This window comes from Deltaproteobacteria bacterium HGW-Deltaproteobacteria-2, from assembly GCA_002840505.1.
Taxonomy (GTDB): Bacteria; Desulfobacterota; Syntrophia; order Syntrophales; family Smithellaceae; genus Smithella.
In genome coordinates this window covers 21,263-34,804 of record PHBC01000004.1, presented here as the reverse complement: position 1 = coordinate 34,804, position 13,542 = coordinate 21,263, and the positions used below count along the sequence as shown (strand labels likewise).

Below are 13,542 nucleotides of genomic sequence, written 5' to 3'. Positions count from 1 at the left end.
ATCGACCAGGGGGAGATCTCTTTTATTTTTTATTAAGAGTTCTCGCGGAGTATAGTCCCGCGCATGCGGCACTTCGAAATGACAGATTGTATGAATATTTATGAGGTACTACACTAAACCAATCATCTATTGATAATCAAGTCAAAAAATCTTACTTGCGCTAAAAAACCATTCGTGATTATTTTAAGAATGTAAAAAAATGGAGAAACATAGATGTTTAAAGAATTGCGGAAGATAGCCAAAACAAAACCTGCCGGAATAATTATTTACGGGATAATCCGTCTTTATTGCGCGACTCTGCGAATAAAAATAGAAAATGAAGAAGAATGGTTCAATTATCTGGAGCAGGGAGGAAAAGTTCTTCTCTGCGGGTGGCATCAACAGTTTTTTGCGGGGATTCGTTTCGCTAAAAGATATAGAAAATATCGACCCGCTTTAATGTCTTCCAAAAGTCTGGACGGGCAGATTGCCGCTGGTATTGCCCGGTGGGCGGGGTTTTATACGGTATGGGGTTCTTCTTCCCGAAGTGCCGCTGCAGCTCTTAAAGGAATGATCCGCAGGTTAAGGGATTATCGTCTGGCGGTGCATCTCCTTGATGGACCGCGTGGTCCAGCGGGAGAAGTCAAGCCCGGGGCAATTGCTATCGCCCACGGCGCTAAAGCCGTGATTATTCCTTCAGTTGTAATTGCCGATCGTGCCTGGTACATGGGCAGTTGGGACAAATTTATGATTCCTAAACCTTTTTCCTGCGTTACTGTAAAATTTCTTCCTAAAATAGAATTACCACGAAAAATGGATAAAACCGAATTTGAAAATATCAGAAAAAAACTGGAAGATATTATGAGACCCTATCTGCATCTTTAAGTCCCACTTCTAAATCAAAGCGCTATCTTTGTTGGTCCTGATTCATCGGGATCGTTGGTTTCCTCAACGTATGTTCAATACGTCTCGTTGCCCCCTCCTAGCCCCGCTGAAGCGGGATAGTTCAACTGACGAATTACAGTTCATTTCATTCCTGTAATTCGAGTTTCACTACCGTCTCGATATCATCTTTGATTTAGAAGCAGGATTAGTGGTGTTCAAGCCACTTAGCCAACAGCTTTTTTTCTTTCCCTTCCCATTGCGGAGAATAACGGATTTGTAAAAAGGAATCGTAGAGATTGTCAATTGTTTTGACAGCTTCTTCAATAAGGTAAATACGCTCCAGAAGTATTCCCGACTGGTCTTCCTCGTTATCCTGCCGGTCTGTCACGGGTAGTTTCAAAGATTGAAAATGGAAAGAGTCCGCTTTAAGAATAAATTCCCATTCATTTTTATCATGAATTAGTTTGATTCCCGCTTCTTTAACTTTTTTCCCCTGGCGTATTGCTTCCTTGCCTTCTTTGTGTTCAGCGTGAATTCCATGGCAGACGACTCCCTGTGAATATTCGCCTTCTCCTGCTTCTAAAACTATTTTTTTTAAAAAATTAAGTTCAACTTCTTTTGTTTCCGAAATTTTTATCCTGCCGTTTCGTTCTTCCGATTTGAACCAGAGCCAAGTCAGAAATTCCCGGCCGGTCAAAGAAGCCGTATCTGCCGATTCGGGATTTTTTGTTATCAGATTATTTTCCTGCGGAGAGAAAGGTCTAAGATTCAGCGCAAATGTTTTTTTAAACATATCAGCAAAATCGTCAACTACCTTTTCGGCAAGTGAAGAAAAATAAATTGTTTTTTGCCCCACACCCCAGCAAACATCGTAAAAGGATGGTATAGCGTCGAGTCTGGTCAGAAGTTCCAGCTTTACTTTGTCTTTAATTCCCGCGGCCATTGCTTTGTTGATTCTGTTTTTACCATTTTGGGCAAGAAATCGCCTTTCTTCTTCCATCAGTTTGATTTTCATCAGCTTGGGTGAAATAAGTTTACGGTCAATGCGCAAAGAGAAAATAAGGTAATCGCCCAGCGCGTAATTGGCTTTTTCGAAATCGGTATCCAATACGTCGGTAAGAGAAACCCAGCCCAGCCTTTTTTCTTCGGTTGATTTGGATGCGTCCCTATACGCGTTGGCTTTAATACGGCTGTTGACGAAATTTAAAAATGCCTGCGGCAACTGGCCTTCTACATGAAAACGCGCGAAAGTAAAACTTCCTTTAAGTAATCCCATAATTAACACCTCGACGGGGTGCACCGTATATTATTCAATCCTAATATGTCAAGAATTTATGTTCGTAATTGTCCTAAAACATCAAATATTTTATGAACATATTTGTGAAATATTATCCATAGACAGAGTTTTTATTTTGTGTTAGTGAGCTCCATATTCCGAGGTCTAAGTAAATGAAAATTAAAAAAATTGGCATTATCGCCAACCTTGAAAAAGAAAAGATTGCCGACCACGTTAAATCGTTGAAAAAATGGCTGGAAGAAAAGGGCGTGAAAGTATTTCTGGAAATGGAAATTTCCAGAAAAGTTGCTCTTAATGGAGGACTGAATAGAACTGATTTAGCAAAAAAATCGGAGCTTATTGTTGTTTTGGGTGGAGACGGCACTATGTTGCGCGCGGCTCGTTATGTGGCCGGACATAAAGTTCCTATTCTGGGAATAAATATGGGCAGTTTCGGCTACCTTACCGAAGTAAATTTAAACGAAACCCACTCGGCTCTGGAGTTGATTATCGGAGGGAAATTCGAAACGGAAAAAAGGATGATGCTTGATGTGAGCATCAGGCACGGTAAAACCGTTACCGATGTCGGCAGTGTTTTAAACGATGTAGTAATTAATCGCGGCAGTCTTTCCCGTATGAATGAACTGGAACTGGAGGTTAACGGCAAGTATCTGACAACTTATAAAGGAGACGGTCTGATTGTTTCCACTCCCACCGGTTCCACTGCTTATTCGCTTTCCGCCGGTGGTCCCATTGTTTTTCCCGGAAAAGACTTGATTATTATTAATCCCATCTGCCCCCATACTCTGACTAATCGTCCCATCATTTTTTCGGAAGATTCTATTCTGAAAATAACTCTCTGGTCCAAGGATAAAGGTGCTATATTGACATTGGACGGACAGGAAGCTTACAAAATTGTGTCCGGCGATGTCGTAACTGTTAAAAGATCCAGGCATGCGACAATGCTGGTTCTTTCTCCCTACCGCAGCTACGGTGAAATTCTGCGTTCCAAGCTCGGTTGGGGTGACTTACCTCCGGGAGCTAGAAAAAAGAAGAATGCTTAATGAATTGAGCATTAAAAATTTTGCCATCATTGATGAACTCCAAGTTTCTTTTGGCAAGGGATTGAATATTATTTCCGGCGAAACCGGCGCCGGTAAATCAATAATTATCGGTGCGGTAAGTCTTCTTCTGGGCGACAGAGCGACGACGGAAATAATCAGAACTCAGGCTGACACGGCTACTGTTGAAGCAGTCTTTGATATCTCCACCAATAAGCCATTGCGGGATAAAATTGCGACCATGGGTTTTCCTGACGAAGAAGGGTTGATCATTCGTCGGATTATTTCGCACACAGGTAAGAACAAAGCGTTCATCAACGGACAAATGGCGACGCTGAGTAATCTGGCTTCCGTCAGTGAATGGTTGATTAATATTTGCGGTCAGCGTGAACATCAGATAATTCTCAACGCCGAAAATCATATTAACATTCTGGATGAGTTCGGCCGGTGCCTGCCTGACAGATCAGCCTACGAAGAAATTTATAATCAGTATCGGCAGATCAGGGCGCAGATAGAAAAATTACAGGATTTGAGCAAAAGCCGGGAAGAAAAAACTGATCTGTTTAAATTTCAGCTAAAAGAGATTCAGGATATTAATCCCCAACCGGCGGAAGACGCAGCGCTGGCCGATGAAAAAAAAGTTATCGCTAATTTTCAGAAATTGTCCGGTTGGGCTAATCATGCCTATGATTTGCTCTATGGAGAAACGGATTCCGCCATTGTTAAATTGAAGGAAGTGCAGAGTCAGATAAAAGAAATTAAGAAAATAGACGTCAGTTTCCAGCTTGCCGACAAGGATATTGATGAAAGCTTTATCACTTTGCAGGAAACAGCTCTGGCGTTGCGTGATTACGGTAAAGCTCTCTTTTTTGATTCAGAGCGGCTGGCACTTATCGATGAGCGCCTTGAAGTTCTGAACCGGCTTAAACGCAAACACGGCGGCTCTCTGGAAAATGTTCTGCGCCGGAAGCAGGAAATAGAAGAAGATTTGAACAAGGTTTCTTCGGTGGAGGAAGAGCTGGAAAAGCTAAACAGGGAAGAAGAAATAATAAAAAAGAATCTACGCCAAAAGGCGCTCGAACTTTCCCGAATCAGAAAACAGACGGCGAATAAATTGCAGGAGGCGGTGGATAAAGAAATACACGAATTGAATATGCCTTATGCTTCTTTCCATGTTAATTTTAATAAATGTGCCGCTGATAAAAACGTTGAATCATTCGAGCAAACGGGAGGAGACGAGATTGAATTTTACCTCACAGCGAATAAAGGCGAAGAGTCAAAACCACTAAACAGTATTGCGTCTGGTGGTGAATTATCGCGGATAATTCTGGCTTTGAAAAATGTTTTGTCGCGCACCGGTTCCGTGGCATCAATTGTTTTTGACGAAGTGGATAATGGAATCGGAGGAGCCGTGGCTGAGATTGTCGGCCGGAAATTGAAAGCTGTCTCCGCCAATCATCAGGTTATCTGTATAACACATTTACCCCAAATTGCCTGTTTTGGAGATAATCATCTGCATGTTTCCAAAAAGGTTACTAAGGGTAGGACGATAACATTTATAAAAGAACTTGATGGTGAACAGAAAGTTGAAGAAATCAGTCGCATGCTTGGTGGTGTGAATGTAACCGAAACAACACGGGAGCATGCCCGGGAAATGATAAAAGGATCTAAAGCATCTGGATTTTAATTTAGGAGATAAAAAATGCTGAGAAAAGCGCGCATTGATGATGTGAAAACTATTCACCGCCTGATAAATTTGTCGTCCGGAAAAGGCGAAATGCTGCCCCGTTCTCTAATGGATATTTATAATTCTTTGAGAGATTTTTTTGTTTATTATGATGAAGACAAATCACAGGTGACCGGTATTTGCGCAATGAATATCATATGGGAAAATCTTGCGGAAATACGTTCACTCTATGTAGATGAAAATTATCGCAAAAGAGGTATTGGCCGAGAACTCGTGGAAGCATGTATTTCCGAAGCCATTACTTTGGGTCTTTTTAAAGTATTCACACTTACTTACAAAAGGGATTTTTTTATTAGATTAGGGTTTAAGGAGATTGACAAGAATTTGCTGCCGGAAAAGATCTGGGCGGATTGTTTCCGCTGTTCCAAATATCCCGACTACTGCGATGAAGTGGCGATGATTGTGGAACTATGATACCATCTCGTTTTATTCGGCTAACTTTGTTGGCGGAGCCTGTCCCGCGAATGCGGGATCTTTCGGCTTCCTCAACGTATGTACAATACGCCTCGTCGCCTCCTCCTTGCCGCCTCGTTATCCTTCGAAAACGAAATGGTATGAAACGCTGGCTCAATGTCATTTTGTTATTAATATTTGTCTTGTCGCTTAGCGGTTGTTTACGCGGCGTTCCGAAATATCCGGTAAAGCCTTCCGATGTTTTTATTCCCATTGCCGCCAAAGACATTGATTTTGCCGATGATCTTGATACGGATTCGCTGGAATTGGCGATTGAACGCAGTATTAATTATTATGAAAATGCCGGACGCAACAAAGTTTACCGTGTCGCAGACAGGTTGATCAGCGCGCAACAATTAAAGGAAACACTTAAAACATTTCACGCAATTGTGCGCAAGACGGGCAATAAAGCCGATTTAAACAAAATAATTGTCGCAGAATTTAATGTGTATCGTGTTGCCGGTTCCACCACCAACGGTGTGCTTTTTACCGGTTATTACGAGCCTTTGCTCGAAGGTTCTCTTAAACGCACCGAGAAATACAGGTATCCGCTTTATCGTGTACCGCCTGATTTAGTTAAAAAAGAAAGCCAGATCGGCCGGATGAATAACGGTAAATTCGTTCCCTATTACAGCCGCCGCGAAATTGACGTTGAGAGGGTTTTACAGGAAAAAAACCTGGAACTTGTCTGGGTATCAGATCCGGTGGAGTTGTTTTCTCTGCACATACAGGGTTCCGGTAAAATTAAACTGGAAGATGGTACTATTTTGACAGTTGGTTTTGCGCAGACCAATGGCAGACCTTTCCGCAGTGTAACCAAATATATGCTGGAAGGTGGCAGGATACAAAGCTTTGAAGCTTCTTATCGCCACGAATTCTTAAAAGGTAAGAGTGAGCAGGAAATTTATGATGTTTTGAGTCATAATGAAAGATATACATTCTTTCGCTTTTTGGAAAAAGACCCTGTCGGTTCTTTAGGAGAATCAGTAACCCCGGACAGAACAATAGCGACCGATCCGGATTATTTTCCGGAAGGAGCACTGGCCTTTATCAGTTTGCGCAAACCGGTTTTCGATGCAGATGGCAATATTAAAGAACGGGTAAACTTTTCGCGTTTTGTGCTCAGTCAGGATAAAGGTTCGGCAATAAAAGGTCCGGGTAGGGTGGATATTTTCTGCGGATTTGGCACGAAAGCAGAAAATACAGCCGGCACTCTCAAGGAAGATGGAGAATTGTATTTATTATTGAAGAAATAATTTTTTTTCAAAATGCCTTATTACTTCAAAATGCTTGTTTATTTATTCTTCTTCCACAAATCTTGATGCTTCTTTGATATAACGAACGTATGAATTCCTGCCGCCATCTTTTTAAACTTCAGGAGGTTCAACATAACGAAAGGTTTGTCGTTGTGATTTTTCAGCAATTCTATGAACTGATCCTTATTGATTTCTATCGTATTCATATTACCTCTCTTACCAGGATGAACTTACTTTACGGGTGGTGTTTTGTTGTTTCATGTATAAAGCAGCGAGGATCTTCTGCCAGATAATCTCCGCTATAGGCCAACGCTCGTCCACGACAGCCGCCGCATACCGTTTTATAGTTGCATTCACCGCAAACGCCTTTTAAGAGTTTTTCTCTGTTACGTAAATTCCGAAAAACAGTTGATTCATAGTAAATATCTTTGAAATCCATCTTTTTGACATTGCCGGCGCTTACTTCCACAAATGGACATGGCCAGACATCGCCGTTGGCTTTAACGTAAACAAAGCCTCGCCCGGCCGCGCAGCCATGGAAAACCTTGCCGGCAAGTTTCAGCATGAGGCCATCGCGGATACCGTTTTTCTCCAGCAGATGAGGCCAGTATTGAGGGCCGGCGACCGGTTCTATTATTGTATGAGCTGTTTTTTGTTTGAGCGCGATCAGTTCACTCAGGTATTGATTGGCAGCTTTCTTTAATGTGGCCTTTTCAATCTTTTCTCCGCGACCGACAGCAACGAGCTGATACATCAGCATGATTCCGGCACCGCAGTTGTCAACGAAATCGATGAGCTCAGGTAAATTAGGTATATTGTATTCCATTGCTGTAGTGTTTATTTGTAAAAGAATACCTGCTTTTTTAGTGGCTTCAATAGCGCGAAGCGCCAGGTCAAATGCTCCCGGTTTGTTGCGGACCATGTCGTGAATATCAGGATTTGCTGCGTCAATACTGATGGCATTGCAGACGACGCCGTGATCTTTCAATTTAAAAGCCATTTCTTCATCGATTAATGTTCCGTTGGTGGCGACGATATTGGCAAGCCCCGCCTTTTGAGAGTGTCTGAGCAATTCAAAGATGTCCGGTCTCACCAGTGGTTCGCCGCCTGTATATATTAATGTGCGGAATTCGCTGACGGAGGCGATCATGTCAATGAGTCTTTTTCCTTCATCAGTGGTAAGTTCATCGGGATCGGCATTACCGCTAATGGCGTGGCAATGAATGCATCTTAGGTTGCATGCTCCGGTTACTTCCCAGACAGGATGTCCCGGATATCCGATACAACCCATACCCCAGGAACCGTTGGCTACAGGTATGGATCGAAAACCGTATTTCAATACCCACCCGGGGAAATTCTGCCAGCGGTTCAGATATCCCATGAGCATGGAACTGCCCAGTTGTTTAAACAACAATGAGGGTGGATTATAAAATGCTTTAACTTTGTTTTTAGTCTTCATTTGAATTTTAAATATATGTCAGAATGTAAACAAGAGACGTTCCCAGATTGACTGCTATATTCAAGCCGCATAATTTCTCCATCATTTTCTTGTCTTCATACTTGCCGCGTAGCATCATCACAACAATAAATAAAGAAATACTTAATACAGGCAGATAGAGATAGACAATCTTAGAAGCAATGCCGAAGAATGGTGAGGCAAGCACTGCCGCTGAGGCCAGTAAGGAAAAGGCGATATATAGAAAATTTCCGTTTCTCTTCCCGATACGATAAAGCAGATTTTTTTTGTCCGTAGCTTTATCCGCTTCGTAGTCCGGAAATTCATTAAGCAGAATTACATTAAATATCGTCAGGCCAATGGGTATAGCCATCCAGTGAATAACGGGGTGAACTGCTCCTGTCTGGATATAATAAGCCGAGGCGACAGGAAGCCAGCCGTAGCAGAAGCCGATGAATATTTCACCAAAGCCTCTTTGCACCAGTCTGATCGGTTTCGTGGAATAAAAAAAGCCCGGGAAGGCGCCCAGGCAGCCTAAAAGCAAAGTATAGGGGCCTGTTTTTAAAACAAATTGCAGAATAACACCAATGGCGCCAGCAAGGAGAAAAGAAATCAAACCGGTCCATAAAGCTACAGAACGGGGCATGGTCCCAGCCGGAATGACGCCTGAACCACCGGCAAAATTACTTTTATATAAACGCTGGGATATTTCATCTTCCTTATAATCAAAATATTCTCCCAAGTGATAAGTTGACAGCATAATCAGGATAACCGCTATAACCCCGAGCAGGAAAATCTCCATATTGAATGTAGCATTGATTTTGTATGCCAGAAGTGTTCCCAGTACAAAAGGAAGTATACCGACAGTGTGGAAAGGCGGACGGGACAGGACAAACCATGTCTTTACTTTTTCTATATTGGAGCTTTGCATAACATACCTGAATCCATTGCGACGGGTCTTAACATAAAGGTTCTTTTTTGTAAAGAAGCGTGCATTCGATCCGTATACAGTAAATCTTCCAGTTAAAAAAGTTATTGCTATAATGAGCATAATCAATTAAGAAAGCCCTTCAACGATTGAAATATTAACAGGAAAAAATCATTTTTCCCTTGATTGTTAATTTTAGTTGTGCTAGTTCTTGCGCTAATTTAAGAAGAAAGACAGCTATCCAAACAAATAAGCAAGCAGTAGAAGTATCAAATTTACTTTCGATGGACGCTCAAGAAGTTTGTGCTTCTTTAATGAAATTGATAAAGGTGTTTCGCCGGGTTGAATGTTAAAAGCTTTGGAGATGGCCGCAAAAACGGTTCATAATAAAAACAGGAATTTGATTTTATGAAAGGGGGATTTTAGAAAATGACGAAGGCAGAATTAGTCGGGGTTATAGCAAAATCGGCAGGTGTCACCAAAGACAAAGCGGCAAAAGCACTGGAGGCATACGAAGTAGCCGTTGCCAAAGAGCTTAAGAAAAGCGGTAAACTTATTCTTGTAGGATTTGGTACGTTCTCGGTAGTGAAGAGGAAGGCGAGAGAGGGCAGGAATCCTCAGACCGGAAAAGCTATCAAGATTCCCGCAAAGAAAGTCGTAAAATTTAAGGCAGGCAAGGATCTGGCCAGTAAAGTAAAATAATAAATTATTCAGTTATAGTACAACTAAGGCCTCCGCATTTTCAGCGTAATATCCGGAGGCCTTAGTGCATTTACCATGAAAAAATAGTTTACAAGGAGTTTTGTTTTGGAATTAAAGAGAATTCTCAGTGGAATGAGACCGACGGGCAAACTGCATCTGGGCAATCTGCATGGAGCTTTGCAAAATTGGATTGAATTGCAGGAAAGCGGCAAATATGATTGTTTTTATTTTGTTGCTGACTGGCATGCGATTACCAGTGAATACAGTTCCACTGAAGGCATCAAGGATAACATCGTCAATATGGTGATAGACTGGCTCAGTGCCGGTCTGGATCCGCAAAAGAGCACGCTTTTTGTTCAATCAGCGGTTAAGGAACATGCCGAATTGTTTTTGCTGCTTTCGATGATTACTCCACTGGCCTGGCTGGAAAGAAATCCAACTTACAAGGAAATGAAATCGGAACTGTCCAGCAAGGATTTATCCACTTTCGGTTTTCTGGGTTATCCTGTGCTGCAGGCCGCCGATATTATCATGTATAAAGCCTATGGTGTGCCTGTCGGTATTGATCAGCTTCCCCATGTTGAGCTTACCCGCGAGATAGCCCGCCGTTTTAATTTTCTCTATAAAGAAATATTTCCTGTTCCGGAACCGCTTTTAACCAGCGTGCCCAAACTGCTGGGAATTGACGGGAGAAAGATGAGCAAATCCTACGATAATTCTATTTACATCAGCGACCGGGGAAAGACGCTGCTGCATAAAATTAGCTCCATGTTTACCGATCCTCAGCGGATGAGGAAGAGTGATCCCGGAAATCCTGAAATATGCAATGTTTTCACTTTTCACGGATTGTATTCTTTGCCGGACAAAGTCAAAGAGATTGATGTTGAATGCCGGAAAGCTGGAATTGGTTGCACGGACTGCAAAAAGATACTGGCCAAGCAGATAGCCGAAAAACTTAATCCCGTTCATGAACGTATGGATTACTACATAAGTCATATGGATGAAATTAACGCGATCATAGAAGAAGGAAACAAAAAAGCGATAAAAATAGCACGTCAGACAATGAATGAAGTGCGTGCCGCGGTTAATATATAATTGATTAAAGGTGAAAAATTTTGTCCACTGAAAGTCGTTTCCGGATGTAGAGATTTTAGTCTCGGATTAATTAAATGATTAAGACGGCGTTGCCGTATCTATAAACTGACTTATATCATCAACATTATGGATAATGAACAAATATCAAATTATGCTGTTAAACTGGACATCTTTGAAGGTCCGCTGGACCTTCTTTTGTATCTGATAAAGAAAAATGAAATCGATATCTATAATATCCCGATAGCGCTGGTTACCGAGCAATATCTCCAATACCTGAAAATTATCAAAGAGCTTAATCTCGATCTGGCCGGAGAATATCTGGTCATGGCTGCAACGCTTATTCATATTAAATCCAGGATGCTCCTGCCTCCGCCTGATGAACCGGAAGAAGAAGAGGAAGATCCCCGAGCCGAACTGGTCAGGCAGCTTCTTGAACATAAGACATTTAAGGAAGCAGCAGAAAATCTAAAAGAAAGACCGCTCCTGGAGAGAGACGTGTTTACCCGGGCCGCGCTACTGCCGGAAGAAGCTGAAAAGACAACCACGGAGGAAGAAGAGCTCATCGAAGTAAGCGTTTTCGAGCTTATAGAGGCTTTTCATCGCGTTGTTTCGCAACTGGATAGAAAGGAACTTTTGGAAATTGATTTGGAAAAACTGTCTCTTACTGATATAATCAACGAAGTAATGGATCATTTATCCGTAACAAAAAGCTCGACTTTTGAAGATTTGCTCAAAGGGAAAAGAGATCGCCGGCGCATCATCTATACTTTTTTGGCTATACTGGAATTAATTAAGTTGAGAATGATTAAAGCTTATCAAACTTCAATTTTTGGGGTTATCCGGATATTTCCGGCCGTGGAGTCATAAATGGAAAAAATTAAAGCAATAATTGAATCTCTGATTTTCGCTTCCGATACGCCGTTGGCGCCTGAAAAAATTCGTGTTGTTTTTCCGGAAGTGGAAAAAAAGGAAATTAAAGAAATAATTGATCAGCTTGTATTGGAATATAATGAACGGGATGGGGGTATTTTTTTGCAGGAAGTTGCCGGCGGTTTTCAGTTCCGAACCAATCCTGAACTTGGCCAGTGGATTAAAAAGTTGAAAAGCTCAAAACCTCATTCCTTATCTCCGCAGGCGATGGAAACGCTCGCAATCGTCGCTTATAAACAGCCCATTGTTAAATCCGAAATCGAAAGCATTCGCGGAGTAGATGTAGGAGGTCCGCTCAAGAGCCTTTTGGATAAAAAGCTTGTGCGCATTGTCGGACGCAAGGACGTGCCCGGCAAGCCCATTATCTACGGGACAACCAGAAGATTTCTGGAAGTGTTCAATCTGAAAGATCTCCTTGATTTGCCGAATTTGCGGGAATTAAAAGAACTCAACCAGCAGCAGGACATTGAAGATCAGGGAATCGAAGGTCAGGAAATCACAGAGCAGGAAATTTTGGAAGAGGGAATTGTAAATCATGAAGTCACAGAGCAGAAAATAGCGGAACAGGAAATCGCAGAAATAGAAATCGATATCGAAGATATTCCTGATTTATGAAAGAACGTATACAAAAAATTATTGCGACTGCCGGTATTGACTCGCGACGCCATGCTGAAAAGCTGATAACTGAAGGTCGTGTCAGCGTTAATAATGTTGTGATCACCAAACTTGGAGAGAAGGCTGATGCCGAAAAAGATATTATTCGAATTGACGGCAAAACAATCTCTTTAGGAAAAACTAAATATTATATTGCTTTGAATAAACCGGCCGGATTTGTTACCACCCTTCATGATCCTCAGAACCGACCGACAGTTGTGGATTTACTAAGTGATATGCAGGAAAGGGTTTATCCGGTAGGAAGGCTTGATTATGATTCGAAAGGACTTTTACTTTTGACTAATGACGGTGATTTTGCTCAAAAAGTGCAGCATCCCCGTTTTCAGAAACCAAAGGTATATAGAGTAAAAATTCAAGGACACTTGTCCAGAGAGGAGTTAAAACTATTGGGTAAAGGGATTAAGTTACCCGATGGTGTTTTTAAGCCGGAAAATTTAAAAGTAGAAAAAATTAATGATCGAAGCTGTTGGTTGCGACTTACTCTGAGAGAGGGGAAAAATAGGATCATCAGGAGAGGATTTGAAACTGCCGGCCATCGTGTAGCTCTTTTGGTGCGGGAAGCCATCGGAGGTCTTAATTTAGGCAATTTAAAAGAAGGCGACTGGCGGCATTTGACCAAAAAAGAAATAGACCAACTGCTGGATAATGTATCAAACGAAAATAGGTAAAAATTTCTTGACATTCGCTAAAAAATAAATAATAACGTCTAACATAGAGAAAATAAACATATATTGTCATATTAGCGATTCATTGTTGTAAATAGTATTAAGGAGGGTCTATGAATAAATCCGGTCTTATTGAAACTTTAAGCAGTAAGTTAAACTTGACGGAAAAAAAGGCAATTGACGTTGTTAATCTTATTTTTAAAGGTTTCACCGATGAATTGAAAAAAAATGGGCGTATCGAGATCAGAGGTTTTGGCAGCTTTGTGGTAAAAAAATACGGATCGTACACGGGAAGAAATCCTAAAACCGGCACTAAGATACAGGTTGAACCTAAAAAATTACCCTTCTTTAAAGTAGGCAAAGAACTTAAAGTGCGCGTTGATAAAAAGAAATAACCCCCCTGTTTTTATAAATAAAAAGGAGGCTTGATCTAA

General features: G+C 41.5%; 14 protein-coding genes. 11 read left to right on the top strand and 3 right to left on the bottom strand.

What is annotated here, in order from left to right; all coding sequences use genetic code 11:
* Window positions 1–213 precede the first annotated feature (213 nt).
* The gene (locus tag CVU62_10225) at window positions 214–864 is read left to right on the top strand and encodes a hypothetical protein (GenBank protein PKN37358.1); all 651 of its coding nucleotides are present in this window, start codon (window positions 214–216) and stop codon (window positions 862–864) included.
* A gap of 205 nt (window positions 865–1,069) precedes the next feature.
* Here the strand turns inward: CVU62_10225 and CVU62_10220 are convergent, their stop codons facing one another.
* Window positions 1,070–2,140 (bottom strand): hypothetical protein, encoded by a 1,071-nt coding sequence (locus tag CVU62_10220; protein PKN37357.1) that lies wholly within the window; start codon window positions 2,138–2,140, stop codon window positions 1,070–1,072.
* 173 nt (window positions 2,141–2,313) lie between these two features.
* Here CVU62_10220 and CVU62_10215 point away from each other — a divergent pair, with 173 nt between their 5' ends.
* The 4 genes from CVU62_10215 to CVU62_10200 are packed head-to-tail and all read left to right on the top strand — an operon-like array spanning window position 2,314 to window position 6,657.
* Window positions 2,314–3,204, top strand: coding sequence for an NAD(+) kinase (locus CVU62_10215; GenBank protein PKN37356.1), 891 nt, complete (start codon window positions 2,314–2,316; stop codon window positions 3,202–3,204).
* Complete coding sequence (gene recN / locus CVU62_10210; protein ID PKN37355.1) at window positions 3,095–4,888, top strand: DNA repair protein RecN; 1,794 nt, start codon at window positions 3,095–3,097, stop codon at window positions 4,886–4,888. Before CVU62_10215 ends, recN begins: the two co-directional genes overlap by 110 nt.
* Window positions 4,889–4,903: 15 nt before the next feature.
* Window positions 4,904–5,362 carry a GNAT family N-acetyltransferase gene (locus CVU62_10205; GenBank protein PKN37354.1) on the top strand — a complete coding sequence of 153 codons (459 nt, stop codon included), beginning with the start codon at window positions 4,904–4,906 and terminating at the stop codon, window positions 5,360–5,362.
* Window positions 5,359–6,657 (top strand): hypothetical protein, encoded by a 1,299-nt coding sequence (locus tag CVU62_10200; GenBank protein ID PKN37353.1) that lies wholly within the window; start codon window positions 5,359–5,361, stop codon window positions 6,655–6,657. Before CVU62_10205 ends, CVU62_10200 begins: the two co-directional genes overlap by 4 nt.
* A gap of 235 nt (window positions 6,658–6,892) precedes the next feature.
* Here CVU62_10200 and CVU62_10195 read toward each other — a convergent pair whose 3' ends face one another.
* Window positions 6,893–8,116: a radical SAM protein gene (locus tag CVU62_10195; protein PKN37352.1), complete on the bottom strand. Its 1,224-nt coding sequence runs from the start codon at window positions 8,114–8,116 to the stop codon at window positions 6,893–6,895.
* A 7-nt stretch (window positions 8,117–8,123) separates the two neighbouring features.
* Window positions 8,124–9,164: a hypothetical protein gene (locus CVU62_10190; GenBank protein ID PKN37351.1), complete on the bottom strand. Its 1,041-nt coding sequence runs from the start codon at window positions 9,162–9,164 to the stop codon at window positions 8,124–8,126.
* A 306-nt stretch (window positions 9,165–9,470) separates the two neighbouring features.
* On the opposite strand from CVU62_10190, the gene CVU62_10185 reads away from it, so the two are divergent.
* From CVU62_10185 to CVU62_10160, 6 genes are all read left to right on the top strand, one after another.
* A complete protein-coding gene (locus CVU62_10185) occupies window positions 9,471–9,743 on the top strand; it encodes a DNA-binding protein (GenBank protein PKN37350.1) in 273 nt (90 codons plus the stop codon).
* 105 nt (window positions 9,744–9,848) lie between these two features.
* Window positions 9,849–10,838 (top strand): tryptophan--tRNA ligase, encoded by a 990-nt coding sequence (gene trpS / locus CVU62_10180; GenBank protein PKN37349.1) that lies wholly within the window; start codon window positions 9,849–9,851, stop codon window positions 10,836–10,838.
* A 126-nt stretch (window positions 10,839–10,964) separates the two neighbouring features.
* Window positions 10,965–11,705 carry a segregation/condensation protein A gene (locus tag CVU62_10175; GenBank protein PKN37348.1) on the top strand — a complete coding sequence of 247 codons (741 nt, stop codon included), beginning with the start codon at window positions 10,965–10,967 and terminating at the stop codon, window positions 11,703–11,705.
* Window positions 11,706–12,383: an SMC-Scp complex subunit ScpB gene (gene scpB / locus CVU62_10170; protein ID PKN37347.1), complete on the top strand. Its 678-nt coding sequence runs from the start codon at window positions 11,706–11,708 to the stop codon at window positions 12,381–12,383.
* Window positions 12,380–13,111, top strand: coding sequence for a pseudouridine synthase (locus CVU62_10165; protein ID PKN37346.1), 732 nt, complete (start codon window positions 12,380–12,382; stop codon window positions 13,109–13,111). The genes scpB and CVU62_10165 overlap by 4 nt, the downstream gene beginning before the upstream one ends.
* A gap of 110 nt (window positions 13,112–13,221) precedes the next feature.
* A complete protein-coding gene (locus tag CVU62_10160) occupies window positions 13,222–13,503 on the top strand; it encodes an integration host factor subunit beta (protein PKN37345.1) in 282 nt (93 codons plus the stop codon).
* The last annotated feature ends 39 nt before the right edge of the window (window positions 13,504–13,542 follow it).